Origin of the sequence: Blautia aquisgranensis, assembly GCF_040096615.1 — a bacterium.
GTDB classification, from domain to species: Bacteria; Bacillota; Clostridia; order Lachnospirales; family Lachnospiraceae; genus Blautia_A; species Blautia_A aquisgranensis.
The window spans coordinates 1-24,183 of the sequence record NZ_JBBMEJ010000029.1; the positions used below are offsets into that span (position 1 = coordinate 1).

26 protein-coding genes and 1 pseudogene are annotated in these 24,183 nt (G+C 41.6%); 21 read left to right on the top strand and 6 right to left on the bottom strand.

Annotation, left to right across the window (positions count from 1 at the left end; all coding sequences use genetic code 11):
• Positions 1-350: 350 nt before the first annotated feature.
• The gene (locus WMO28_RS15740) at positions 351-764 is read left to right on the top strand and encodes a sigma factor-like helix-turn-helix DNA-binding protein (RefSeq protein ID WP_349057599.1); all 414 of its coding nucleotides are present in this window, start codon (positions 351-353) and stop codon (positions 762-764) included.
• 145 nt (positions 765-909) lie between these two features.
• On the opposite strand, the gene WMO28_RS15745 is transcribed toward WMO28_RS15740, so the two are convergent.
• Together WMO28_RS15745 and WMO28_RS15750 are read right to left on the bottom strand one after the other, a co-directional pair.
• Positions 910-2,274 carry a sensor histidine kinase gene (locus WMO28_RS15745; protein WP_349057600.1) on the bottom strand — a complete coding sequence of 455 codons (1,365 nt, stop codon included), beginning with the start codon at positions 2,272-2,274 and terminating at the stop codon, positions 910-912.
• A 4-nt stretch (positions 2,275-2,278) separates the two neighbouring features.
• A complete protein-coding gene (locus WMO28_RS15750) occupies positions 2,279-2,980 on the bottom strand; it encodes a response regulator transcription factor (RefSeq protein WP_349057601.1) in 702 nt (233 codons plus the stop codon).
• Between the two features lie 142 nt (positions 2,981-3,122).
• Here WMO28_RS15750 and WMO28_RS15755 point away from each other — a divergent pair, with 142 nt between their 5' ends.
• Genes WMO28_RS15755 through WMO28_RS15770 form a run of 4 tightly spaced genes read left to right on the top strand, consistent with a single transcriptional unit; the run spans position 3,123 to position 5,739 of the window.
• Entirely contained in the window at positions 3,123-3,887 is a 765-nt protein-coding gene (locus tag WMO28_RS15755; RefSeq protein WP_119243647.1) for an ABC transporter ATP-binding protein, read from the top strand.
• Positions 3,884-4,609: an ABC transporter permease gene (locus tag WMO28_RS15760; RefSeq protein WP_349057602.1), complete on the top strand. Its 726-nt coding sequence runs from the start codon at positions 3,884-3,886 to the stop codon at positions 4,607-4,609. The genes WMO28_RS15755 and WMO28_RS15760 overlap by 4 nt, the downstream gene beginning before the upstream one ends.
• Before the next feature lie 16 nt (positions 4,610-4,625).
• A complete protein-coding gene (locus WMO28_RS15765) occupies positions 4,626-5,390 on the top strand; it encodes an ABC transporter permease (RefSeq protein ID WP_227219495.1) in 765 nt (254 codons plus the stop codon).
• A 4-nt stretch (positions 5,391-5,394) separates the two neighbouring features.
• Complete coding sequence (locus tag WMO28_RS15770; RefSeq protein ID WP_349057603.1) at positions 5,395-5,739, top strand: hypothetical protein; 345 nt, start codon at positions 5,395-5,397, stop codon at positions 5,737-5,739.
• Between the two features lie 92 nt (positions 5,740-5,831).
• Here WMO28_RS15770 and WMO28_RS15775 read toward each other — a convergent pair whose 3' ends face one another.
• Entirely contained in the window at positions 5,832-6,071 is a 240-nt protein-coding gene (locus tag WMO28_RS15775; protein WP_349057604.1) for a DUF6061 family protein, read from the bottom strand.
• A 390-nt stretch (positions 6,072-6,461) separates the two neighbouring features.
• On the opposite strand from WMO28_RS15775, the gene WMO28_RS15780 reads away from it, so the two are divergent.
• The 7 genes from WMO28_RS15780 to WMO28_RS15810 all read left to right on the top strand — a co-directional run bounded on the left by WMO28_RS15780 (position 6,462) and on the right by WMO28_RS15810 (position 12,864).
• The gene (locus WMO28_RS15780; protein ID WP_349057605.1) at positions 6,462-6,794 is read left to right on the top strand and encodes a DUF3784 domain-containing protein; all 333 of its coding nucleotides are present in this window, start codon (positions 6,462-6,464) and stop codon (positions 6,792-6,794) included.
• Positions 6,795-6,847: 53 nt separating this feature from the next.
• Complete coding sequence (locus tag WMO28_RS15785) at positions 6,848-7,228, top strand: mannose-1-phosphate guanylyltransferase (RefSeq protein ID WP_118511413.1); 381 nt, start codon at positions 6,848-6,850, stop codon at positions 7,226-7,228.
• A 219-nt stretch (positions 7,229-7,447) separates the two neighbouring features.
• Positions 7,448-8,125: a response regulator transcription factor gene (locus WMO28_RS15790; RefSeq protein ID WP_349057606.1), complete on the top strand. Its 678-nt coding sequence runs from the start codon at positions 7,448-7,450 to the stop codon at positions 8,123-8,125.
• Positions 8,118-9,017, top strand: coding sequence for a sensor histidine kinase (locus WMO28_RS15795; RefSeq protein WP_349057607.1), 900 nt, complete (start codon positions 8,118-8,120; stop codon positions 9,015-9,017). The genes WMO28_RS15790 and WMO28_RS15795 overlap by 8 nt, the downstream gene beginning before the upstream one ends.
• A 135-nt stretch (positions 9,018-9,152) precedes the next feature.
• Positions 9,153-9,824: an ABC transporter ATP-binding protein gene (locus tag WMO28_RS15800; RefSeq protein WP_349057608.1), complete on the top strand. Its 672-nt coding sequence runs from the start codon at positions 9,153-9,155 to the stop codon at positions 9,822-9,824.
• A 15-nt stretch (positions 9,825-9,839) separates the two neighbouring features.
• Entirely contained in the window at positions 9,840-12,485 is a 2,646-nt protein-coding gene (locus tag WMO28_RS15805) for an ABC transporter permease (protein WP_349057609.1), read from the top strand.
• Positions 12,486-12,552: 67 nt separating this feature from the next.
• The gene (locus WMO28_RS15810) at positions 12,553-12,864 is read left to right on the top strand and encodes an Ig-like domain-containing protein (protein WP_178643767.1); all 312 of its coding nucleotides are present in this window, start codon (positions 12,553-12,555) and stop codon (positions 12,862-12,864) included.
• Between the two features lie 738 nt (positions 12,865-13,602).
• On the opposite strand, the gene WMO28_RS15815 is transcribed toward WMO28_RS15810, so the two are convergent.
• From WMO28_RS15815 to WMO28_RS17125, 3 genes are all read right to left on the bottom strand, one after another.
• Positions 13,603-14,055, bottom strand: coding sequence for an Hsp20 family protein (locus tag WMO28_RS15815; RefSeq protein ID WP_178643764.1), 453 nt, complete (start codon positions 14,053-14,055; stop codon positions 13,603-13,605).
• A 136-nt stretch (positions 14,056-14,191) separates the two neighbouring features.
• Positions 14,192-14,647 (bottom strand): Hsp20/alpha crystallin family protein, encoded by a 456-nt coding sequence (locus WMO28_RS15820; protein ID WP_118254521.1) that lies wholly within the window; start codon positions 14,645-14,647, stop codon positions 14,192-14,194.
• 291 nt (positions 14,648-14,938) lie between these two features.
• Positions 14,939-15,160, bottom strand: coding sequence for a S24 family peptidase (locus tag WMO28_RS17125; protein ID WP_081019717.1), 222 nt, complete (start codon positions 15,158-15,160; stop codon positions 14,939-14,941).
• 6 nt (positions 15,161-15,166) lie between these two features.
• Between WMO28_RS17125 and WMO28_RS15825 the strand changes: the two are divergent.
• The 9 genes and pseudogenes from WMO28_RS15825 to WMO28_RS15865 form a co-directional block, all read left to right on the top strand.
• A pseudogene (locus tag WMO28_RS15825) lies at positions 15,167-15,391 on the top strand (hypothetical protein); the annotation flags it as partial.
• Positions 15,392-15,525: 134 nt separating this feature from the next.
• Positions 15,526-16,503 carry a choloylglycine hydrolase gene (gene bsh / locus WMO28_RS15830; protein WP_005347230.1) on the top strand — a complete coding sequence of 326 codons (978 nt, stop codon included), beginning with the start codon at positions 15,526-15,528 and terminating at the stop codon, positions 16,501-16,503.
• Positions 16,504-16,541: 38 nt separating this feature from the next.
• Positions 16,542-17,222: a GTP pyrophosphokinase gene (locus WMO28_RS15835; RefSeq protein ID WP_005347231.1), complete on the top strand. Its 681-nt coding sequence runs from the start codon at positions 16,542-16,544 to the stop codon at positions 17,220-17,222.
• Between the two features lie 32 nt (positions 17,223-17,254).
• Positions 17,255-18,814 carry a cardiolipin synthase gene (gene cls, locus WMO28_RS15840; protein ID WP_055166960.1) on the top strand — a complete coding sequence of 520 codons (1,560 nt, stop codon included), beginning with the start codon at positions 17,255-17,257 and terminating at the stop codon, positions 18,812-18,814.
• Between the two features lie 290 nt (positions 18,815-19,104).
• Positions 19,105-20,538, top strand: coding sequence for a phospholipase D family protein (locus tag WMO28_RS15845; protein ID WP_055053946.1), 1,434 nt, complete (start codon positions 19,105-19,107; stop codon positions 20,536-20,538).
• On the top strand, positions 20,517-21,227 hold the full coding sequence (locus WMO28_RS15850; protein ID WP_118254533.1) for a response regulator transcription factor: 711 nt from the start codon (positions 20,517-20,519) through the stop codon (positions 21,225-21,227). Before WMO28_RS15845 ends, WMO28_RS15850 begins: the two co-directional genes overlap by 22 nt.
• Positions 21,227-22,270, top strand: coding sequence for a HAMP domain-containing sensor histidine kinase (locus tag WMO28_RS15855; RefSeq protein ID WP_005347239.1), 1,044 nt, complete (start codon positions 21,227-21,229; stop codon positions 22,268-22,270). The genes WMO28_RS15850 and WMO28_RS15855 overlap by 1 nt, the downstream gene beginning before the upstream one ends.
• A 33-nt stretch (positions 22,271-22,303) precedes the next feature.
• Positions 22,304-23,368, top strand: a complete 1,065-nt coding sequence (locus tag WMO28_RS15860; protein WP_195968337.1) for an FUSC family protein — start codon at positions 22,304-22,306, stop codon at positions 23,366-23,368.
• Entirely contained in the window at positions 23,358-23,930 is a 573-nt protein-coding gene (locus WMO28_RS15865; RefSeq protein WP_055057096.1) for a CDP-alcohol phosphatidyltransferase family protein, read from the top strand. Before WMO28_RS15860 ends, WMO28_RS15865 begins: the two co-directional genes overlap by 11 nt.
• The last annotated feature ends 253 nt before the right edge of the window (positions 23,931-24,183 follow it).

A 24,183-nucleotide genomic window follows, 5' to 3' on the forward strand; every position in this document is an offset into this window, starting at 1 on the left:
AGCCGCCGTTTCTTTGCGTCTACACAAACCAATGACGACTTGCAGGGACACGGTAGCCGATTGGAGGTTATTTTGCCGTGTCTCGTTTGCTTTTTCAAAGCTCACATGATCTACATCAGTTAAAAAAAGCATTGCTCCTCCTCCGGGCAAGTATAACATTGCATCGGCATTATCGTTCCATGTAATTCAGTATAATAATGGCTGTTCTTGGCGCGCCAGTTTTCCCTCACGGAAATCTGGCGTTTTTTGTTGCCATTTTTTCGGAAATGATCCGGTTGTCTGCCGGTGTCGGTCTCCGCCTCCATTCGATTCACCCGTCAATCACCCGAAAATCGAAATGGAGGTACATAATGAAGAAAATTAACCTTCGGGAACTTTATCCTGATGTTTATGTAACAGACTTTTTTATAGATGTGACAGAGGAAGTAATGGAGACTATTCGGGCAGCTGAACGTGCGGAGGCTGCGTATGAGCGAAAGATGTATCGTTATAAAGCACAGTATTCTCTGGATTGCGAGAATGGCATTGAAAATGCGGTGCTATTGAAGCCGCAAACACCGGAGATGCTTCTGGAGGAAAAACAGTTTCAGGAGCAGGTCTATGCCGCTGTGATGAAGCTGCCGGAGAAACAGGCAAAGCGAATTTATGCCCGATACTATCTGGGAATGGCGGTAAACGAAATTGCCGAAGTAGAAGGTGTAGACCCAAGCCGTGTCCGAGACAGTATCCGGCGTGGCTTAAAACAGCTCGGAAAATATTTTTGATAAAGTTTCATTTGATGCGCCTGTTTTTTGTCAGTGTTAATAAGAAGGTTATACCGATTTGAAGTGCGCTTATTAAGAAAACGCCAGATCCAGGGGCGTATCACCTCTGCATCTGGCGTTTTCTTATAGATTTGTACTTGCCTGTTTATCCAATATACGGGAATATTAAAGCAGCTTCACACCCTTTCGGGAAAACATTAGTAAGTTTGAAATTGCCGTTATGAGCTATGGCGACTTGTTGGACAATCAGAAATCCAAGCCCATGTCTTAAATCAAGCCGCTCATCTGTGCTTTCCATATAATGCGGTTTTTCTTCCAGCTCTTGCAGCTTTTCAGCAGACAGACCCATTCCGTTATCCGTAACCGCCAAGATAAGATGGTTTTGCGATGCTGTAAGAGAAATGCAGACTTCACAGCCCTGTGGGTTGTGTTTCATGCTGTTCTGGACAAGGTTGTTTACAGCTCGCGAAATCAATCTGGCATCACATTCCAACACAGCATTTTCGGCGTCAGGAGTGATCTTAATTCCGATGTTGTAGCTATCGGAAATTCCTGTATTCAACAGGTCTGCTACATAGGATCGCAGTAGTTTGGATAAGCGAACCATCTCTTTATGAAGCGGCTGCATCTCATATTCCAACTGCGATACTAAATTCAAATCCTGCACGAGTTCTTTGATTTTGGCGCTTTGCTTTTGCACGATCGCAGCCTGCTCTTTTACCCCCTCACTGGCTGTTTTGTCTGCGGCGATCCGGTCTGCATAGCCCATAATCATAGAAAGCGGAGTTCGGATGTCATGAGAAACCCCGCTGATCCAGTTGGCTCTGGCTTCGTTTTGCCTGCTTAATATCAGAGAGGCTTTATTTACGCTGTTCGCAATTTCGGATAACTCTCTATCAATATGGAGAGAAACGGGTTTGCCATCGGCCAATGTTTCAATGGCATCTACAATCGGTTCCGTGTTCTGGATGATCCTGCGTTTTGAAAAATAGTAGGCCAAAAACAGGCACAGCACATCCATGCCCAACATTCCTATCACATAGAGGGGAATTTTCTGAATAGTCTCCATGGAATAGTAGTTGCTGGTGAGCTTCATATAGCTATTCTTTGGATACCCTAAAACTAACAATCCATCCTCTGTACTCCAGACAAAAACAGGATAATCCTCCAGATAGCCTTTGGAAAATAAAGCTACCTCTTGAATGCTGTAATGTTGCGGCACTTCTTGTGGCACATCGAGCCGCCAGAAGCATTCGCCCGTTGACGTTAGATACATGGCCCAGATATTGTACTGGCGCAATTTCTGCTCTGCGTAATCGGGCAAACCTTCTGTGGTAGCCGCAGTAGAGGTCAGCTCAAGCATGGCGCGCGGGGACGCTTCTCCGTAATCCTCTGAAACTGTGTGATAGAAAGTCACGCCATACAGAACGACATTGACAATTACCAGGATCAAAAGAAATGCAGCGAAAGACGCCAAGTGCTTTGAAATATAGGTTCCAAAAGATTTCATGGCGTCACTTCCTTGTAATCAGTTTATAACCCAGCCCCTTGATCGTAATCAGGGAAACGGGCTTTGAGGGATCGGCTTCAATTTTTTCCCGAATCCGCCGTACATGGGCATTCAGGCTATTTTCATAGCCGAAAGGATTGTCGCCCCATAATGCTTCACAAAGAGCGTCAACCGTAACGATCTTTCCCTCGTTGCGGGCCAGCGTTTCCAGCAGGGTATGCTCTTTTGCGGTCAGGGGGATAATCTCGCCGCCCTTGTTGACCTCTGCCCGGCTAAAATCAATCGTACATCCATCCAGGAAAACCTGCGGGCTGTCCTCTTTATAAGTTCGGCGCAAAACCGCATAGACACGCAGTAATAGCTCCTGCGGCATAAACGGCTTTGAAATATAATCGTCTGCTCCAAGGCCAAGACCGGCCAACTTGTCTGCTGCTTCGTCTTTTGCGGTCAGAAAGATGATTGGCACATTTGTAAAAGTGCGGAGCTGCTTCATCAGGGAAAAGCCGTCCCCATCTGGCAGCATGACATCCAAAACCATCAAGTCGGGTTTTTCTTTTTCTGCCGTTATTATAGCCTCTTTTACCGTTGCGGCAGTAAGTACCGTTTCAAAACCAGCATCGCTTAAAATATCGGATACCATTTTCAGCAAATCTGGCTCATCGTCTACAAGCAAGAGCTTCTTCCGATGCAGAAAAGAGTTGTCCATAGCGTCACCTCCCGAAAGTATTATAACATAGGATTTCAAGTCTGCGGAGGGCATCCTCAAAAAGTAAGGTAAAAGTAAGGACGGGAGAATGTAGATGTCAGGTTGAAGTTGTACCATAGAAGCATCGAAAGGAGATGTTTCTATGGACTATATCATTACAACGGAACATTTGACCAAGAAATATAAGAACTTCACTTCGGTCAATCATGTTTCGCTTCATATTCGCAAGGGCAGCATTTATGGTTTTCTTGGCCCGAACGGGGCAGGCAAATCCACTACCATGAAAATGCTGTTGGGATTGACCGCTCCCACAAAAGGCAGCTTTACCATTGATGGGAAACAGTTTCCGCAGGATCGGATTGCCATTCTCAAAGAGATCGGCTCTTTCATCGAAGCGCCGTCTTTCTACGCGAATCTCACCGGGCGGGAAAATCTTGACATTATCCGCCGCATTTTGGGACTGCCGAAAGCTGATGTGGAAGATGCTCTGGAACTGGTAGGGCTGACCGAGTTTGGCGACCGGCTGGCAAAACAGTATTCGCTGGGAATGAAGCAACGCTTGGGCCTTGCCGGGGCGCTCTTGGGGCGTCCGCCGATTCTGATTCTGGACGAACCCACAAACGGTCTTGACCCGTCTGGTATCCACGAAATCCGCAATCTGGTAAAATCCTTGCCCAGCCTTTACGACTGCACGGTGCTGATCTCGTCCCATATGCTGTCTGAAATCGAATTGATTGCAGATGACATTGGGATTCTCAACCACGGGCGGCTGCTGTTTGAGGGAAGCATGAATGATCTGCGTCAATACGCCCTGCAATCCGGCTTCGCTGCGGACAATCTGGAAGATGTGTTTCTTTCTATGGTTGAGAAAGATAACATGGACAGAAAGCAGAGGGCAAAATTATGAAAACGCTGGCAATCGAACTTCGGAAAGGAAAGCGAACCGGCGTGATTCCCGTGCTGCTGGCCGTTGGTGTCTTGGGAGCCGCCTACGCATTTGTCAATTTCATTGTGCGGAAAGACACACTTCTGAATTTGCCGCTGGCCCCGATGGATGTTTTGTTGACCCAGCTCTACGGCATGATTATGGTGCTGAATCTGTTCGGTATCGTGGTTGCTACCTGCATGATCTACAATATGGAATTTAAGGGAAGTGCCGTAAAGAAGATGTATATGCTTCCCGTCAGCGTCCCGGCCATGTATCTGTGCAAATTTCTGATTCTGACGGTCATGTTTTTGGTTGCAATCGTGCTGCAAAACCTGGCACTTGCACAGATTGGAATGACGGACTTGCTGGACGGAGCATTTGAGATGGGTACGCTGGTACGCTTTGCCGGATACTCTTTTCTCACATCCATGCCGGTACTGTCGTTTATGCTGTTGATTTCCTCGCGCTTTGAAAATATGTGGGTGCCGCTTGGAATTGGTGTTGCCGGTTTTCTGAGTGGTATGGCCCTTGCAAATTCGGGGCTGACGCTTTTGCTGGTGCATCCTTTTGTGATTATTCTGAAACCAGCAGTAGCCATGAGCGCCCAGCCTGATTCGACGGTTGCCCTTGTCGCTTTGGTGGAAACACTGTTGTTCCTTGCTGTGGGCTTGTGGCTGGCGAAGTACAGACGCTACGAGTAAGGAGGGATAATAAGAAATGAGCTTTTTGGATTTACTCAAAATCGAGTTTATGAAAGTAAAACGCTCCAAAATCGTACCCCTGATTTTCATTGCACCTTTATTGGTGGTGGTTTCCGGGGTTGCGAATTTGAGCAACTACTTTACACCGGAATACACCAATGCGTGGCCTGCCATGTTTATTCAAAGTGCGCTTGTTTACGCCTACTATCTGCTTCCATTCAGCATGATCGTGGTTTGCGTGATGATCGCAGGACGAGAAACAGGAAATAACGGGATTCTGAAAATGCTGGCGCTACCGGTCAGCCGCTGCGCATTATCCATTGCCAAATTCTGTGTGCTTACCTTTTATCTGTTTATGGAGATGGTGGTGTTTCTTGTCGTATTTGTAATCGCTGGGCTGATTGCGACACAGACAATGGGAGTAACAGAAACCCTGCCGATCCTGTATCTTCTGAAATGGTGCTTGGGGCTGTTTCTGACTATGCTGCCGTGCATTGCGGCTATGTGGGTCATCACTGTGTTGTTTGAAAAGCCGCTTCTTTCTGTGGGATTAAATCTGCTGCTTGTGATTCCCGGTGTATTGGTTGCGAATACGCCGCTGTGGATCGCTTACCCGTACTGTTACAGCGGTTATCTCGTTTCCTGCTCTCTCCATGACTTTACAGCAGAAACTTCCGACGCCGCTTTTTCGGTATTTCCGTTCCTGCCGTGCGCGATTGTAGTGTTTGGCCTGTTTTTCGCGCTGGCTGTCACCCAATTTGGGAAAAAGGAAATGAGGTAAAACTATGGAAAAGAAAAAACTACCAATCAATCAGTATCGCTGCGCTCGTTATGAGCATCCTGCCGTTGGCGGCTCTCGCCCCGTCGTTCCTGCACCTTTCGTTGTCGGACGGAGTCCGAACCGCTTGGGCCGGAGCCAATATCGTTTTTGTTCTGCTGGGGCTGATTCTTTCGGTGGTATGTGTGCGGAGCAGGAAAAGCCGCAGCATTATCAATATTGTATCAACTGCAATCAGCGTTTTTTGGCTGTTGCTGATGGTGGGAATTGTGGTACTTGCCTTATTCCTTACTTTCGTTCAGTGAGGAAACGGTTATGCGTAGAGTTGGGAAATTTATTGGATGCTGCCTGATCGCGGTTTCTTTGCGTTTACACAAACCTATGATGAATTTTCTGGAAATATTGTAGCTAATAGTGATTTAAACTGTTGTATTTGTTTAAAAATCAAAACATTTCTAATGAGTCTTCCGCATCTACCCACATCTGTAGATTTCCATCAAGATATAACCTTGCATATTCAAGAGGGGCATCAATGGCGAGTGCGTTTAATGCACAGTCTGATCCAGGTGTAGTCTTTAAATTCTTTTCAGCTTCCCAGCAGTCAATGCGAAGCATATAGCCGGCACTGGTATAAACATCAATACTGTTGCACTGTGGATTGTATTCTGCAAATATTGTTCTCATCGTATCCCATCTCCTTATGATTCAATCGATCATTAATTGTAAAAATTAAGAAGCATTCCAATCAGTTCACCATGTCAGTTTTATTTTGTGTTATACTGTTTTATATAATTTTTTTGCCCTTGTATTTTCCCTTATCAGAGTTCGTAAACACTGGTGGGACGATATAACACAAGGGAAACAATAAGGGAAAGCTCGCCTGTGATAAATTCAGTGTTTTCAAGGGCTTGCGGAGAATTTAACAACAAGATATAACAGTTATTAAATTTCTTAAAACAGGTGAAATCTCAATCGGAATTGACCGAGCACATTGGGCGAGGGATACTTCTTATTTGAAGGGAAAGAAGATGGAATTGAAGAGTTTAGAAAAACTTGAATTTAAGGAGCATATGGATGAAATTAGCAGATTTAGCAACAGGTTCTAATTGGATAGTGTGGATTGTCTTTGCAATATTTGCTGTACTTTCTATAACTTTACTTTCTGGACACGGGAGCTGGTTTATTTCTGGATATAATACAGCTACAAAAGAAGAAAAGGAAAAATATGATGAAAAGAAGTTATGCAGAACAATGGGAATTGGAATGTCTATTATAGCAATTCTTGCATTAATTATGGGCTTGCTTGAAAATATTTTGCCTGCATTTTTTGTATATATTGCATTGGGGATTATTTTGATTGATGTCGTGGTAATTATCATTTTGGGAAACACGCTATGCAGAAAGTAATAACTTCCAGTTAGTTGAGATGTTGCAAAATTTGGAATCAGGAGAGAATAAGAATGATTAACAATTTGATGTACATTGAATTAAAAACGGGATATTCTGATGATGGTCCGGCATGGATTGGATATGTCAAAACTTCAAAAAGTAAGAAAACAATCTATTTTAATGACCATGCCTTTCAGAAGAATATCGGTAACTATGCAAATTATATAGATATTGAAAATGGTGATAAATATTGGATTTCCGGACTGAAAAAGGAAGAGAGCAATCGTCATTGGGCAGGACATGGAAAGATTATGATTGATCGTAGAGCTGTTAATGAATACCTTTCCCTGATTGGTGAAAAGGAATTGCCATTAAATCTGTTTGAAGTAGTTGATATTGAAGATAGATTTCCGGTTAAAAGAGTAAAAGAATTATTGAATGAAAAGAAATAGCAATGCCAGCAGTCTTGCAATATTGAGAATAAAAAAATTGTGACATTGTCACATATGCGTGCTAATATGATTATAGAAAAAGTGTGCTGCCGATAGACGGTTAGTCCACATACTTAATTGATTGAAAATAACCGTTCAGTTTGCGAGGCGGGGGCGGTTATTTTTGTGTCTTGTTATTAACTTTGCCGAATACCTTTGAGTAACGAGGGAGTAAGATATATGGAGCAGTTATTGATTGTTGAAGATGATATTGGTTTGAATCAAGGTTTATGCAAAGCACTGAAAGTAGATGATCGGAAAATCATTTCCTGCAAAGACCTGAAAACGGCGAAGGAGCAGCTGCTTTGCGGCGGTGTATCCCTGATCCTGTTGGATATCAATCTGCCGGATGGCAGTGGGCTTGAATTGCTACGGGAGGTCAAGGAAACCATACCCGGGATTCCTGTTATTCTGCTGACTGCCAATGATACCGATCTGGACATCGTGGACGGACTGGAGAGGGGCGCTGATGATTACATTACCAAGCCCTTTTCTCTTTCGGTTTTGCGGGCAAGAGTGAATACCCAACTGCGAAAGCAAGCGTCAAGCCATAAAAATGCACCGACCCATATTGATCTATTTCACTTTGACTTTGAAGCAATGACCTTTTATGTGGGAGATTCAAAAGTAGAATTAAGTAAAACAGAACAAAAATTACTGCGTCTGCTTGTTGAAAACCGCGGTCGAACCATGACCCGTGGAGACCTTATAGACCGGATCTGGACAGATGGCGCAGAATATGTGGATGAAAATGCTTTGTCTGTTACGATCAAGCGTCTGAGGGATAAGCTTGGGGCACAGAAATACATTAAAACCGTTTATGGAATCGGTTATAGCTGGGTGACAAAAGATGAATAAAAGCGGCATCGTGATCATACTGCTGTGTTTTCTGGCGGCGGTAGCTGTTGTATTATGGGAGCGGAGAAAGGTCAGAAAAACGATGGAAGAAATCGAAAGGATGCTGGACGTTGCCATGACCGGTTCTTTTTCTGAAATCACTTTTGATGAAAGCCAGCTGTCTGCTTTGGAAACAAAGTTTGCACACTATCTTTCTGCCGCAGAAGCATCTTCTCGAAATATGGCACAGGAAAAAGACAAAATCAAATCCTTGATTGCGGACATTTCCCACCAGACGAAAACGCCGATTGCAAACCTGCTGTTATACAGCGAGCTTTTGATGGAGGAAACTCTGCCTGCATCGGCAAAGGAAAACGTGGAGGCACTGTACAAACAATCGGAAAAGCTACGATTTCTGATTGATTCTCTCGTAAAACTTTCCAGACTGGAAAATGGGATCATTTCACTTTCCCCTCAGCAAGCATCACTTCAGCCGCTGCTTGAAAACGTAGTAGAACAATATGCCGCCAAGGCTTCTGGAAAAGGATTATCCATATATCTGTACGATACAGATATTTCCGCTACATTTGACTTCAAATGGACAGAGGAAGCACTGGCTAATATTGTAGACAATGCCATCAAATATACGGAGCATGGAACAATCACGATTTCTACCGTAAGTTACGAAATGTTTACAAGGATCGATATATCGGATACCGGTTCAGGTATCCCGGAAAACGAGCAGGCAAAGATATTTTCCCGTTTTTATCGTTCAAATGCTGTTCAGGAACAAGAAGGGGTTGGCATCGGCTTATACCTTGCCCGACAGATTATATCCGGTGAGGGCGGCTATATCAAGGTTGCTTCCGTTCCGGGAAAAGGAAGTACGTTTTCCATATTTCTGCCGAAATAACAACAATTCTATCAAAACTGTTAGATTTCATTTTCCGCCGGAAAGAATGTGGAAAGAATCCTATGCGATAATCTGTATGTATCAAAGGATCGTTTCCTTTCATACATACAGATTTTTTCATGGAGGTACTTGTTTATGGAGGTTTTACAGGCAAAAGACCTGAAAAAGATTTATGGTTCCGGTAATAACGCAGTTCATGCGTTGGATGGAGTTGATTTAAGTGTGAAGAAGGGAGAGTTTGTTGCAATTGTCGGCACATCCGGATCCGGAAAATCCACGCTGTTGCATATGCTGGGCGGGCTGGATCGCCCTACAAGCGGCACGGTCATGGTGGATGGACAGGATATTTTCTCCCTGAAGGAGGAGGCGCTGACCATCTTCCGCCGCAGAAAAATCGGCTTTGTATTTCAGAGCTACAATCTTGTTCCGGTGCTGAATGTATATGAAAATATCATTCTACCCACTGAACTGGATGGCGGAAAGGTAAACAAGGCTTTTGTGCATCAGATCGTGCAGACGCTTGGACTGAGCGACCGTCTGGATGCCCTGCCCAATCAGCTCTCAGGCGGTCAACAGCAGCGAGTAGCCATTGCCCGTGCGCTGGCGGCAGCACCCGCTATCATTCTGGCAGATGAACCGACAGGCAATCTGGATTCCAAAACCAGCCAGGATGTATTGAGCCTTTTGAAAGTCACCAGTCAAAAGTTCGCCCAGACAATCGTAATGATCACTCACAACGAAGAAATTGCGCAGATGGCAGACCGCATTATCCGTATCGAAGATGGTCGGATCGTCTCCCAGAACTAACGGGAGGTGGCTACGATGAATGTCAAAAACAGAAAATGTATTCGAAAGCTCAGCTTAAAATCCCTTTATGCGAACCGCCGCCGCAATCTGATCGCCATTTTTGCCATTGCGCTGACAACGATGCTATTTACGTCCATGTTCACCATTGTCTTGTCGTTGAACGCCAGTTATGAAACCTACCAGTTTCGGCAGGTAGGTGGCTATGCACACGGTACCTTTAAAGATGTTTCCCCCGAGCAGGCGGAACGTATCGCTGCTCATCCAAAGGTGAAGGCTGCGGGGGCACGGAAGGTGATCGGCATCACTGTGGATGGTGTCTTTTCCAAAACGCCTGCAGAGATCAGCTACATGGATGCCAACTGCACCCAATGGAGCTATGCCACCCCTACTACCGGGCGGATGCCCGAAAGCGGCAAAGAAGTAGCCATGGATACGGCAGCGTTGCAGCTGCTTGGCGTAACGCCGGAGCTGGGCGCCGAGGTCACGGTTTCCTATTCCATCACGGACAAGGATCAAACCGCCTTTACTGTAACAGATACCTTTACGCTGGTGGGCTATTGGGAATATGATGAACTAATGCCTGTTCACTACATCAACATCAGCCGTGATTACGCAGATGACATCGAAGCGCAGGCAGTGAAAACAGGGTTACAGCCTTTCCGCACCGATTTGAATGTCATGCTGGCCTCCGGCACAAATATTCAAGGGCAGATGGAGCAGGTGGATACCGATCTTGGCTACACATGGGACAGCTATACCGATCCCAACAGCGTCCGGATCGGCGTCAACTGGGGATATACCTCATCCCAGCTGGAGTCACAGCTCGATCCAGAGCTGATGATCGCCATAGCAGCTTTTTTGCTGCTGGTGATTTTCACGGGGTATCTTATCATCTATAACATTTTTCAGATCTCTGTTGCAGGGGATATCCGGTTTTACGGACTTCTGAAAACCATTGGCACAACGCCCCGGCAGCTCAAACGTATCATTCGCCAGCAGGCACTTCTGCTTTGTCTGATCGGCATTCCGGCAGGACTGTTGCTGGGCTACGGCATCGGCGCTGTTCTGGTACCTGTTGTCTTGCGCTCCACCCAGTTGGATACAGGCATCACCACCATCAGCACTTCGCCTGTGATCTTCCTTGGTTCCATGCTGTTTGCCCTGTTGACGGTGCTTTTGTCCTGTTCCAAGCCCGGAAAAATGGCAGCCAAGGTCTCTCCGGTAGAGGCTACCAAATATACGGATGCGATACAGACTAAGAAAAAACAGCGCAGCACCCGGGGAGCCAAGCTCCATCAGATGGCCTTTGCCAATCTGGGACGAAACAAGAAAAAGACGGTGCTGGTGGTGGTGTCTCTGGCACTGTCGGTGACACTGTTCAATGCGCTGTGTGCCTTTGTGGGAGGCTTCAGCATGGAGAAGTATGTATCCTCCATGACCTGCGCCGATTTTATCGTCAGCACTCCCGACTATTTCCGTTTCAACCCGGCAGATGAATTCATCACGCCAGAACAGATCGAGGAGATCGCAGCAAACACAAAGGCCAGTCTTTCCGGCACGGGATATGCTGTGCTAAAAACCGCATACCTGTGGATGACGGAGGATGCTCTGCGGCAAGACTATGCAAGGTACGAAAGTGCCGAGCAGTTGGACAGCCATATGAGCCGCATGGAGCACCGGGGCAATATGGTGATGGGAGATACCAGAATCGAGGCTCTGGATAACAGTCTGTTTGACAAGCTGCAAGTGTTCGACGGAGATATTTCTCCTATGCTGGAGCCGGACAATAACGCCATTGCCATTGCGGTTTCTTTGGATGATTACGGCAATCTGCCCAATCCTGAATACTACCCCAAGGTGGGAGACACGATCACGGCTACCTATGCGGATGATGTGAAATATATCGACAGCCGCACCGGGGAACTGTGCAACGAAGACACACCGGAGGAGTACCTTCAGGCAAAATTGTATGGGGCCAGAGATGTAGAGTACACGGTCTGCGCCTTGGTAGAACTTCCGAACTCCATGGGTTATCGTTATGGTGGTATTGGATATAACGCAGTTTTGCCTGTGGACACCGCACAGAGGGACAGCGGTGGTGCAGTCGTTCCGATGCTCTACCTGTTCGACACAGCGGACGAAGCTGACGAGGCCGAAGCAGAGCAATATCTGTCAAAGCTCACGGCCGGTGAGTTTTCGCCCTTGATGTATGAAAGCAAAGCCACGGTTCGCTCTGAGTTTGCTCAGTTCCGGCAGATGTTCCTTCTGATCGGTGGTATCCTCTGTGCTATCATCGGGCTGGTGGGACTCTTAAATTTCTTCAACGCCATGATGACCGGTATTCTTTCCCGCCGCCGGGAATTTGCGGTGCTTCAGGCTGTAGGAATGACGCCCCGACAGCTCAAAACCATGCTGATCTACGAGGGGTTGTTTTACGCAATGTCTTCCGTATCGGTGGCCTTTGTGCTTTCACTGGCGGTGGGACCTCTTGCGGGGAAAATGCTGGGCAGTATGTTCTGGTTCTTTGAGTATCGGTTCACCGTTCTGCCTGTCCTGCTGACAATTCCGGTATTTCTTCTGCTTGGGTGGCTGATTCCCTGCATGATGTATGATAATGCAGCGAAATGCAGCATTGTAGATCAGTTAAGGGATGCTCAATAATTGTTAAGCCCAAATTAGCCATCTGTCAATGAAAAGGCTGAGGGCTGGAATTCAAATAATAATCAAAGTGACCATTACACTGGCCAGCGGCAAGAAACAGGTCATTTCCATTACTGTGCAGAAAACAACGGTAAGAACAACAAAGATTACCGGACTGAAATCAAGAGTGACCGTTGCAAGGAATAAAAAACTTACGCTGAAACCGGTCATCAGCCCGATTACTTCCCAGGAGAAAGTTACCTACAGTTCTTCGAATAAGAAGATCGTGACGGTAAATTCCAAGGGTGTGATCACCGGAAAGAAAAAGGGAACAGCCTATATTACAGTGAAATCTGGAAAGATCCGCAAAAAAGTAAAAGTAGTAGTTAAACAAAAATGATTTAAGCAGGGGGCTGTCGGGAAATAGACAGTTCTAAGAGAGGGAGGGTGTGACTCATGTCGAGTCACACCCTCCCAAAATTTTTATCATAAAAAGAAAAAAAGATGGCTAACGACAACCATCTTTCTCTCCGTTACATGTTATAATGTAACTATGCTGAGTCTCGGAGTCATCCAGAACACCAAGCCAGCGCTGTTTGTGAGAGTTCCACAGTTTAAGCCATTTGTAAAACAGGTTTTGTGAAATGCCGAAGTGCTCACAGAGCTGTTCTATGGAGCCAAGGGAGGCAAAGTACTTCCCCAGAAGACGCAGAACAAAGAGCAGGCTGAAACTGGAGTAAAGAGATTAGGTGAAAATGGAGAACGAACAGATAGTAATAGAATTAAAAGAACTTTTGTATATGGAATTCAGGCGATATTTATATCGAAGGAAAGCAAATGTAACCGCCCAGAGTATCTTGCTGGCGATCGTGTATAACATAAACAAGCTTCATCATAAGATTCAGGCAGGAAGGACAGGGCGGCATTTATTTCCACTCAAACAAACCGCCTGATTTTGACAGGTCAAAAGTAAATCCTGAAAACGAACCTTTTTCCAGAAAAGGTTTATTAAAGTTCGCCTTCTTGTAGAAACAGAATGAAAGGAGAGAATATTTCGCCTTAAAAACGGCAAAAAGATGCTGCCGCACCTATGATTTCCTAATCATTGATGCGACAGCCCGACTATAAGGAGATTTCCTTAACCTTCAATGGCAATATAACCATCTTTTTCTATTTTCTCAGGTGCTTTCTTTGGCACGGACAGTTTCAGAATACCATCTTCATATTTTGCATGAATGTCTTCTTCGCTTACTGCATCGCCTACATAAAAGCTTCGGCACATGCTGCCCGCATAGCGTTCACGCCTGATATAATTACCTTCTTTATCTTTTTCATCTTTATCCAGTCCCTTTGCAGCAGAAAGTACCAGATAACCATCTTTCAGCTGTACCTGAATCTCGTCTTTCTTAAATCCCGGAAGATTGACATCCAGTTCATAGCTACCGTCTGTTTCACGGATATCCGTTTTCATCATGTTCTGCGCATGTTTACCATAAAGCGGATTCTTCTTGCCCCAAAACTCATCGTTAAACGGGAAATTCATCCAATCATCATCAAATAAGTTTTCTCCAAAAATACTAGGCATTAACATAAGTCATCTCTCCTTTTCATGACAAACAAATCTATATTCAAGTCTTTCGACTGTTACTTACAATTATATTTAAAGGGTACTGCCCGAAATCTTCGGGCAACACCACGAGCTTTTTATCAATCAGATGTTATCATTATCATTCAATGGTTATATATTTCGGATCATTGGAAACTGGTTTTGCTTCTTTCTTCGGAACAAACAGTTTCAGGATACCATGTTTGTATTCACCTTTAATGTCTTCCTGAGTCACTTCTTCGCCTACATAAAAGCTTCGCTCGCAGGCTCCTGCGTAACGTTCACGTCTGATGTAGTGTCCCTTCTTATCTTCATCGTCTTCATCCAGACCTTTTGCTGCACTGACAGTTAAGTAACCATCTTTCAATGCAACTTTGACTTCATCTTTCTTGAAGCCAGGAACATCAACAATCAGTTCATAACCTTCCGGTTTTTCCTTAATATCTGTCTTCAGGAGATTCTGTGCTCTTCTTCCGTACAGCTTCTTTTCCGCTTTCTTCTCATCTTTGTCATCATAATAGAATGGTGTAAAGAAATCATCAAATAAGTTTTCTCCAAAAATACTAGGCATTAACATAAGTCATATCTCCTTTCAAAAGCTCCCTAGATCTTCACGATCCAGTCTGCTGTATTATCATTTCTAGTTCTTCGAACATCTGGAATACCTTTTCTTTTATCTCTCTTCCTTTGTTCTATCTGTAATATAACACGCATTATTAGCACTGTCAAGAGGTGAGTGCTAATTTTTTGTGAAGATTTTGTGAATGTTGTGAAACTTGTGAATGTGTTTTGTGAACGCTATAAGCCATGCAAAATGGTGAAAAAAGACGCCCTGCAAGTTTACTGTTAATGCATCAGCCTTTTAAAATTAGCCAACTACTTTTCCAAAAGTTTTTAAGGTGGAGCCGGAAGTGACTTGGATAGGAGCATATTTTTTATTTAGAGAAATAAGTTGGATACCGGAATCAGATTGATGATATTTCTTTACATAAGCATCACCATCGAGGAAAAAGACACCGATTTCTCCTTCTTCAAGAGTTTCTTGTTTATGAATCCAGATGATCTGTCCATCCAGATAGAGAGGCTCCATACTGTCACCACATATGATGTTGTTCCGAAAGAAGAAATTGCTGAATTTGAAGAGCTTATGCGCAAAACCATAGCTGACATTGTATCAGAAGCCAGTAGCGTTGTCTGTTGGGTGTATGTGCAGAAATATGTGAAGCACAAAACCCTAAACGAAATGCTGCAAGAATTGCCAGACGTAGGTCAATTCATCCTAGCTATGGATACCTGGTTTGAAAAACTGATGGAGAAATAATCTAGGAAAATAGTTTAAAGTTTACATGTTATGATCATGTATGAAGTTGGAACAAAATAAAAGATTGTGCTATACTATGGTTTAAGAAAAAAACTCATTGACATATTTCAATCTATTTAGGAGGATAAACGATCATGTGTACAGCAGCGACTTATAAAACAAAAGATTTTTACTTTGGACGAACCCTCGATTATGAATTCTCTTATGGTGATCAGATAGTAATTACACCACGTAATTATGCGTTTAATTTTCGCCATGTTGGCGATATGAAAAATCATTATGCAATTATTGGAATGGCTCATGTTGCAGAGGATTATCCTTTGTATTATGATGCTATGAATGAAAAAGGAGTGGCAATGGCAGGACTGAATTTTGTCGGAAATGCTGTTTATGCCGCGATTAAGCCAGATGTGGAAAATATTGCACAGTTTGAATTTATTCCGTGGATTTTAAGTCAGTGTTCTTCTTTAGTTGAAGTTCGCGAGCTTCTTGAACGAATTAATATTGTTAATACTCCTTTCAGCGAGCAATTGCCATTAGCACAATTACACTGGATCATTTCTGATGAGAATGAGTCAATTACGGTAGAATCTATGTCAGATGGTTTGCATATTTATGATAATCCAGTAGGAGTGCTTACGAATAATCCGCCATTTCCACAGCAGATGTTTCAACTAAATAATTATATGTATTTATCTCCTAAACAGCCCAGAAATACTTTCTGCGAAAATTTGGCTCTTGATGCATATAGTAGAGGTATGGGAGGATTAGGTCTTCCGGGAGATCTCTCATCTTCCTCACGCTTTGTACGTGTAGCTTTTACAAAGGTAAATGCAATTTCAGGTGAATCAGAGGAAGAAAGCGTTAGCCAATTCTTTCACATTCTCGGATCTGTGGATCAGCAACGAGGATGTTGCGAAGTAGCGGATGGAAAATATGAAATCACATTGTATACGTCGTGTTGTAATGTTACAAAAGGTATTTATTATTACAATACTTATGAAAACCATCAGATCAGTGCAGTAGATATGCATGTAGAAAATCTGGATAGTGATAAAATGATTTGTTATCCAGTAATTCAAGGAGAACGAATCAACTATCAAAATAAATAATGTTTTGAAATCAGGGATGAGGTAGAAAGGAAAGTTCCATGACAAAAGATGAAGTAAAAAAACTCAGGATGAACAGTCCGGAATCACTACAGTTTTTAAATAATGCTACAAAATTTTATAATTTAATGATGATGTATCGTTGTGCTATTCGGGAGATACAAACTAAACTTGAGGTTTTGGATGATGAATTTTCAGTTGAGAACAATCGAAATCCTATTTCTTTTATAAAAACAAGAATTAAGAAGCCCAATAGTATTTACGATAAATTGCAGAAGATGGGATATGAATTTACAACAGAAAATATACAGACATATCTCAATGATGTAGCAGGCGTTCGAATAGTTTGTGCGTTTATTGACGATATTTATATGATATCAGATTTGATTACCCAACAGGATGATATTAAAGTTATTGAAATAAAAGATTATATAAAAAATCCAAAATCGAATGGTTATCGAAGCTATCATATGATTGTTGAAATACCAGTATTTTTTGCTAAGGGTAAAACACCTATGCGTGTAGAATTACAGATTCGAACCAATGGTATGGATTTCTGGGCAACATTGGAACATCAACTTCGCTATAAAAAAGGAATTGAAGAAATGCCTGGCTATGATGAGATAAGTGAAGAATTACTTCATTCTGCAAGAGCTATCATTGAAGCAGATAATGAAATGCAGAGAATAAAAGACAAAATTGGTATGTTCCACGAAATTTAGGGAGAAAACTGAGCAAGTAGGAAGGTGGATATATGAAACAAGATACTTTAGAGGGCAAAGCAAAAACAAAAAATGGGGTAAAACGGCTGTGTTTTTCCATAATCTGCATTCTTTTGGAAGTGATTTTTATTATTACTATCGTAACACGTTTGAATGAATATGCAGAAATCATAAATTTATTTACAAGGATTTTGAGTGGGATCTTGGTTTTGGGATTGTACGCATCAAATAAGACATCCTCTATGAAAATGCCTTGGGTCATCTTAATTCTAATTTTCCCAATTATGGGTGTAGGCCTGTATTTGTTGATTGGTTTGAATGGTGGCACACATAAAATGCGTGAGCGATATGCAGAAATTGATAGCAAATTGTTACCAATGCTTCCGGACAGTCAGGAGTGTTTGAGCAAAATAAAAGAAACAATTCCGAAAGCAGGAAATATAGCAAGTTACATACAAAGAAATTCGCAGTATCCAATCTATCAGAATACGGATATTGTGTATTTTGATGAAGCAGTGAAAGGATTAGAGGCACAGCTTAAGGATTTGGAGAAAGCACAGAAGTTTATCTTTATGGAATATCATGCGATAGAAGACGCTGAAGCATGGCATAAGATTCAAGATGTTCTGGAAGAGCGAGTAAAAGCAGGTGTGGAAGTTAGAGTATTCTACGATGATATGGGTTCTATAGGCTTTATTAACACAGATTTTGTGAAAAAGATGGAGGCAATAGGAATTCATTGCCGTGTATTCAATCCGTTTATGCCAGGTTTAAATCTGTTTTTGAACAATCGTGATCATAGAAAAATAACAGTTATTGATGGAAAAGTCGGATTTACAGGTGGATATAATCTAGCAAACGAATATTTTAATTACACACACCCGTATGGACAGTGGAAAGATACAGGTATTCGTTTAGAAGGAGATGCTGTTCAGTCGCTTACGGTGACATTTTTGGAAATGTGGAATGCAGTAAGTGATAAGGATGCTAATGATTCTGATTTTAGTAAATACCTTTTCCACTATGATTATGCGGCACAGCAAACTGGGTTTGTTCAACCTTATGCAGACAGCCCTATGGATAATGAGCAAGTAGGAGAAGAAGTTTATATCAGTATGATAAATAAAGCTGAAAAATATTGTTGGTTTATGACTCCATATCTAATCATAACAGATGAAATGACGCATGCGTTATGTCTGGCTGCTAAGCGAGGGGTAGACGTAAGAATTATCACACCTGGTATCCCTGATAAAAAATTCATTTATAATATAACTCGTTCTTTTTATCATGGATTAGTTAAACATGGTGTTCGTGTTTATGAGTGGACTCCTGGTTTCTGTCATGCAAAAATGAGTGTGGCAGATGACTGTATGGCAACTTGTGGAACAATTAATCTGGATTATCGAAGTTTATATCACCATTTTGAAAACGGCTGTTTTATGGCAGATTGTCAGGCAGTTGTGGAAATAAAAAATGATCTGATAAGAACGATGGGAGAATGTCGTGATGTGACAGACCAATATCAAACCGGACGAAGTGCATATTTGCGACTGGGACAATTATTTATGAGATTATTTGCTGGATTGCTATAAGAATCTGATGAAACGACCTTTCAAAAAACAGTTGATTTAGAAGTTAACTGTTTTTGAAAGGCCGTTTTTGCTATATCTAACAGTCTGTTGTACAAAGAAGATTTTGCATGGATAGTGATTAATACAACGGAGTAAGAAAAGCTCCTTCATATATTAGAATAAAAATATGACTGTTTCTTTAAAAAGAAGCCGGTCATATTTTTTTATGAAAAATAAATTTTGTTGAGGTTAAATTGAGATTGACTTTGTATTGTATAAGTATGAAATAAAAAGGAATTAGGTGATGTACAATGAAAAAGCATAAAATATGTAAAATCCTTCTTGTTATACTGGCAATTTTTTTATGTGTGGCTTTTTATGAATTGCTCGGAATCTGCGTTGCATATAAAAAACAGCCGGAAGTGTCCAATACAACCAAAAAAGAAACAAAAAATGGGTCATGGAACGAATGCAGTGAAAATACAGAACGGGCAGTAATCATAGAAAAGAATCCAGAAGCGCTTTTACAAAGAGTGCGTCTGATCAAGAATGCAAAAAAGGAAATTATTCTTTCTACTTTTGCATTTCAATCCGATGAAAGTGGAAAATTGATTTTAGGAGCACTGCATGATGCGGCAGACAGAGGTGTACATATTCGTCTGTTAGTAGATGGAATGGAGAGCTGGATTGATATGGAAGGAAATCCGTATTTCTATGGATTATCATCCCATGAGAATGTTGAAATTAAACTGTATAATAAGGCCAATCCGTTGAAACCGTGGAAAATGATGGGTAGAATGCATGATAAATATTTGATTGCAGATGGAAAGAGATATATTCTTGGGGGAAGAAATACATACAATTATTTCCTGGGTGATTTTCCGGGACATAAGAACTATGACAGAGACGTGTTAGTGGTTTGCGATGAACCTGAGAAAGAAAATTCAGTTAACCAGTTGTCAGAGTATTTTGAAACCATATGGAATCAGGAAGACAGTGGTTATTTTCATAACAATAAAAAACTGGCAAATAGAAAATCTGTAAAGAACGCAGTTTTAGAGTTGCAGAACAGCTATCAGAAATATTTTGAAGAGAATAAGGAAAGAATCTGCGAGACCGATTATACGGACGAAACTTTTGAGACAGAAAAGATTACATTAGTGTCAAATCCTATTCACACAGGTTCCAAAGAACCAGTAGTGTGGTATCAGTTGGGAGAATTGATGAAAAATGCAAAAAATCGTGTGAAGATCCACACGCCATATATTATCTGTAATGATATGATGTATAATACATGGGAGGAGATTGCAGAGAACGTTTCAGATTTTTCTATCATGACAAATTCAGTTGCGAATAATGGGAATCCATTTGGGGCTGCCGATTATGCGAAAAACAGAAATAGAATCTTAAGTACAGGAATTAATATCTGGGAATATGAAGGTGGTTATTCATACCACGGAAAAAGTATTCTGATTGACGATGATCTGTCTGTAATCGGTTCCTTTAATATGGACATGAGAAGTGCATATCTGGATACGGAACTGATGCTTGTAATTCGCAGTAAAGATATTAATAAACAGTTGGAAGAGGGCATGATGGAATATGAAAAAGTGTCCCGCCAGATATTAGAAGGCGGAACTTATAATGATCCATATCATGTAGAGCCAATCGAATTAACAAAGAAACGTCAAAGAAAAATATTTTTGGTACAGCATCTGCTTGGATGGGCAAGGTATCTGTTTTAATAAGGAGGAAGGAAAACGTGTTTCAAATATTGATTGTAGAAGATGATAAAGAATTAAGCCAGCTATTCCAAAAAGTGCTTGAGAAGAATGGATATCAAGTCAAAAGTGCATCGGATGGAGCACAGGCATTAGAAGTATTGGATAAGGAATATATTGATCTGATCATTTCTGATATTATGATGCCGGTTATGGATGGCTATGAACTGGTGTCAGAACTCCGTTCAGCAGGATATCAGATACCAGTGCTTATGATCACTGCGAAAGGTTCCTTTGATGATATGCGCCAGGGATTTCTTTCGGGAAGTGACGATTATATGGTAAAACCGGTAAATGTGAATGAAATGGTTTTAAGAGTCGGAGCACTGCTTCGCCGTGCACAGATACTGAATGAACACAAAATTGTGATCGGTTCAACAGAGTTTGATTATGATGCAATGACGGTTACAACTGATAAGGAAAGTCTTGTTTTGCCTAAAAAAGAATTCCTGCTTTTATATAAGCTTGCAGCTTCGCCAGGCAGAACATTTACAAAACAACAGTTGATGGATGAAGTATGGGGATACGAGACGGAGGCAGACCCACATACGATAGAGGTACATATAGGAAGAATCAGAGAGCGTTTTAAAGATAACTCGGATTTTGAAATCGTAACAATGCGTGGAATTGGATACAAGGTGGTGAAAAAATAATGGAACAAAAGAAAGAAAAAGGATTGCGGATCCGATCCTGTCTGACTGGTGCAATCTGGCTGGCACTTGTATTTTCAACAGTCATATCTGCTTTATTATTTGCTTTTTTGAATCATTTTTTTAATCTGCCGGGCAGCATACCTGTGCTTGGCTGGCTTTTGATTTTTAATACATTGATTGCAGGGCTGATCACTTCCTTTATTAATGCAAAGTTACTGGAACCAATTACCAGACTTAGTAAAGCAATGAAGGAAGTTTCTCAGGGAGATTTTGAACAGCATTTGGAAACGAACAGCCGTATAGCAGAAGTTGGAGAATCTTATCAAAGTTTTAACGTTATGACAAAAGAACTTCGTGCAACAGAGGTGCTGCAGATGGATTTTGTATCTAATGTTTCTCATGAGTTTAAGACCCCGATTAATGCCATTGAAGGATATACAATGCTGCTTCAGGGAGAAGAACTGTCTCCGGATCAAGAGGAATATGTAGAAAAAATCTTATTTAACACCCAAAGACTTTCCGGATTGGTTGGTAATATTTTGCTGTTATCCAAGTTAGAGAATCAGAATATACCAATGAAAAAAACAGAATATCGTCTGGATGAACAGATCCGCCAGGCATTTCTTTCATTGGAAACAAAATGGACAGAAAAAGAAATTGGTTTTCAGGTAGAATTGGAGGAAGTTAAATATACTGGGAATGAAGGACTTTTTATGCATATCTGGATAAATCTTTTGGATAATGCGATTAAGTTCAGCCCTTCAAAGGGGACAATTACGATGTTTCTGAAACAAGAACAGGATTCTGTTAAGTTCATTCTGGAAGATGAAGGACCAGGAATAGAGGATGATGTAAAATCCAGAATATTTGACAAGTTCTATCAGGTAGATGGATCTCATAAAGCAGAAGGAAATGGCCTAGGTCTTGCACTTGTAAAACGGATTGTAGATAGTGCCGGAGGAACAATCAAAGCAGAAAACCGTGAATATGGTGGATGCAGATTTGTTATAGAGCTGCCAAAGCAGAAAGATGAGATTATATAGTTTTAAGATAAATTAGAAGATGGGAGGATTTATATGACATTTTATCAGGAGTTGCAGTTAAATCAGGCAGGTTCTAAAAACCTGTTGAAAAAGAGTGAAACACTAAAAGAAAAATTATATCATATGTGGGTATATCTGGTGAAGATAGCTGTTACAATGGCATTTTGTTTTTTCTTTGTTAGTATTTTCAGCATCCTATTTGGAAATGAGAACAGCATTGTAGGGGTAGTAGTCTTATTATGTCTCATGGTGTTTAGAAATGCGGATCTGGGGATCCACACCGGACAATCTACGATGCTTTTGGCTTTGTTCTTTGTAATTATGACTGTATGTCCGCATTTAGCAAATCAGTTTTCACCGGTATTGGGAATGCTGTTAAATATTGCGGCACTGGCTGTGTTGATTCTGTTCGGATGCCATAATCCATTCATGTTTAATCAATCTACATTGGTTCTTGGGTATCTGCTGCTATATGGTTATGATGTTACGGGAAAAAGCTATCAGATGCGATTAGTCGGAATGGCTTTAGGTGCAGCACTTACCTGCTTCGTATTTTATCGAAATCATAAAAACAGAACTTATAAAAGAAATCTGAAAGATCTGATACAAGAATTTGATATCACTTCTTCCAGAACAAAATGGCAGATATGTCAGATTTTATGCGTACCGATTGTCCTTTGCATTGCAGAACTTTGTAATATGCCACGTGCAATGTGGGCTGGTATTGCGGCCATGTCCGCGATTTTGCCGTTTATGGAAGATATGCACTACAGAGTCCGTAAAAGGATTGTCGGAAATATTGCAGGTGTTATATGTTTTACAGTATTATATTTTCTGCTTCCTTCGTCAATCTATGCATATATAGGAATTCTTGGTGGAATCGGTGTAGGATTTTCAGCACAATATGGCTGGCAGGCAGTATTTAACACATTTGGTGCTTTAGCCATTGCTGCAGAGACTTATGGACTACAAGGAGCGGTTAGTCTTAGAGTGATTCAAAATGTTTTTGGTGTTGTGTTTGCTTTAGCATTTTGTGTTATATTTTATTGGTTTATGTCTAAAAAAAAGGAAAGTGAGATGACCTTACATGCAGAGTGAAGTGAATCAGGAAGAAAATTTGAATAGAATTATTACGGTTCCTAATCTTCTTTCTTTTTTTCGGCTTTGTCTGATTCCGGTAATTATATGGAGTTATTGTGTAAAGAAAAATCCTCTGTTAGCTGGTGAAATCTTATTGCTGTCTGGTCTTACGGATCTTGCTGATGGATATATCGCAAGAAGATTCCATAGGATTAGTAATTTAGGAAAAATACTTGATCCGGTGGCTGATAAGCTGACACAGGCAGCGATGTTAATCTGTCTGTTTACTCGTTTTCCGCATGTGCTTCTTTTAATCGTAATAATGGCAGGTAAGGAGCTGTATATGGTAGTCAGTGGATGTCTTGTGATACGAAAGACAGGAAAAGTACATGGTGCAGACTGGCATGGAAAGATAGTAACCTTTTTATTATATGGAACTGCAGCGGTGCATATTATATGGTTCCACATTACACCGATGGTATCAGATCTGTTGATTGGTTTGTGCGCTATAATGATGGTCATATCGGTCGCTCTGTATATTATCCAGAATACCAGGACTCTTAAGGAAGAGACTGTATAAGCAATTTTATATTGCAATGACTAGAAAAATATTTAGGAGAAGATAGATATAAACAGTAAGTCAAACACACAAACTATGGAGTCTTTAGTCGGTTTAATAAAATTTTAGATAGAAAATAAATCATTATAAAAAGGGGCTGTCGGGAAATAGATAGTTCCAGAGCAGAGAGGGTATGACTCACAACGAGTCATACCCTCTCTGAATTTATCTGAAAAAAGAAAAAAGATGGCTAACGACAACCATCTTTCTCTCC

Bases quoted from the DNA above. Each gene is read 5' to 3' on its own strand.
- WMO28_RS15740 (WP_349057599.1), top strand. From the start codon at position 351: ATGAAGAAAATTAACCTTCGGGAACTTTATCCTGATGTTTATGTAACA.
- WMO28_RS15745 (WP_349057600.1), bottom strand. From the start codon at position 2,274: ATGAAATCTTTTGGAACCTATATTTCAAAGCACTTGGCGTCTTTCGCT.
- WMO28_RS15750 (WP_349057601.1), bottom strand. From the start codon at position 2,980: ATGGACAACTCTTTTCTGCATCGGAAGAAGCTCTTGCTTGTAGACGAT.
- WMO28_RS15755 (WP_119243647.1), top strand. From the start codon at position 3,123: ATGGACTATATCATTACAACGGAACATTTGACCAAGAAATATAAGAAC.
- WMO28_RS15760 (WP_349057602.1), top strand. From the start codon at position 3,884: ATGAAAACGCTGGCAATCGAACTTCGGAAAGGAAAGCGAACCGGCGTG.
- WMO28_RS15765 (WP_227219495.1), top strand. From the start codon at position 4,626: ATGAGCTTTTTGGATTTACTCAAAATCGAGTTTATGAAAGTAAAACGC.
- WMO28_RS15770 (WP_349057603.1), top strand. From the start codon at position 5,395: ATGGAAAAGAAAAAACTACCAATCAATCAGTATCGCTGCGCTCGTTAT.
- WMO28_RS15775 (WP_349057604.1), bottom strand. From the start codon at position 6,071: ATGAGAACAATATTTGCAGAATACAATCCACAGTGCAACAGTATTGAT.
- WMO28_RS15780 (WP_349057605.1), top strand. From the start codon at position 6,462: ATGAAATTAGCAGATTTAGCAACAGGTTCTAATTGGATAGTGTGGATT.
- WMO28_RS15785 (WP_118511413.1), top strand. From the start codon at position 6,848: ATGATTAACAATTTGATGTACATTGAATTAAAAACGGGATATTCTGAT.
- WMO28_RS15790 (WP_349057606.1), top strand. From the start codon at position 7,448: ATGGAGCAGTTATTGATTGTTGAAGATGATATTGGTTTGAATCAAGGT.
- WMO28_RS15795 (WP_349057607.1), top strand. From the start codon at position 8,118: ATGAATAAAAGCGGCATCGTGATCATACTGCTGTGTTTTCTGGCGGCG.
- WMO28_RS15800 (WP_349057608.1), top strand. From the start codon at position 9,153: ATGGAGGTTTTACAGGCAAAAGACCTGAAAAAGATTTATGGTTCCGGT.
- WMO28_RS15805 (WP_349057609.1), top strand. From the start codon at position 9,840: ATGAATGTCAAAAACAGAAAATGTATTCGAAAGCTCAGCTTAAAATCC.
- WMO28_RS15815 (WP_178643764.1), bottom strand. From the start codon at position 14,055: ATGTTAATGCCTAGTATTTTTGGAGAAAACTTATTTGATGATGATTGG.
- WMO28_RS15820 (WP_118254521.1), bottom strand. From the start codon at position 14,647: ATGTTAATGCCTAGTATTTTTGGAGAAAACTTATTTGATGATTTCTTT.
- WMO28_RS17125 (WP_081019717.1), bottom strand. From the start codon at position 15,160: ATGGAGCCTCTCTATCTGGATGGACAGATCATCTGGATTCATAAACAA.
- bsh (WP_005347230.1), top strand. From the start codon at position 15,526: ATGTGTACAGCAGCGACTTATAAAACAAAAGATTTTTACTTTGGACGA.
- WMO28_RS15835 (WP_005347231.1), top strand. From the start codon at position 16,542: ATGACAAAAGATGAAGTAAAAAAACTCAGGATGAACAGTCCGGAATCA.
- cls (WP_055166960.1), top strand. From the start codon at position 17,255: ATGAAACAAGATACTTTAGAGGGCAAAGCAAAAACAAAAAATGGGGTA.
- WMO28_RS15845 (WP_055053946.1), top strand. From the start codon at position 19,105: ATGAAAAAGCATAAAATATGTAAAATCCTTCTTGTTATACTGGCAATT.
- WMO28_RS15850 (WP_118254533.1), top strand. From the start codon at position 20,517: ATGGGCAAGGTATCTGTTTTAATAAGGAGGAAGGAAAACGTGTTTCAA.
- WMO28_RS15855 (WP_005347239.1), top strand. From the start codon at position 21,227: ATGGAACAAAAGAAAGAAAAAGGATTGCGGATCCGATCCTGTCTGACT.
- WMO28_RS15860 (WP_195968337.1), top strand. From the start codon at position 22,304: ATGACATTTTATCAGGAGTTGCAGTTAAATCAGGCAGGTTCTAAAAAC.
- WMO28_RS15865 (WP_055057096.1), top strand. From the start codon at position 23,358: ATGCAGAGTGAAGTGAATCAGGAAGAAAATTTGAATAGAATTATTACG.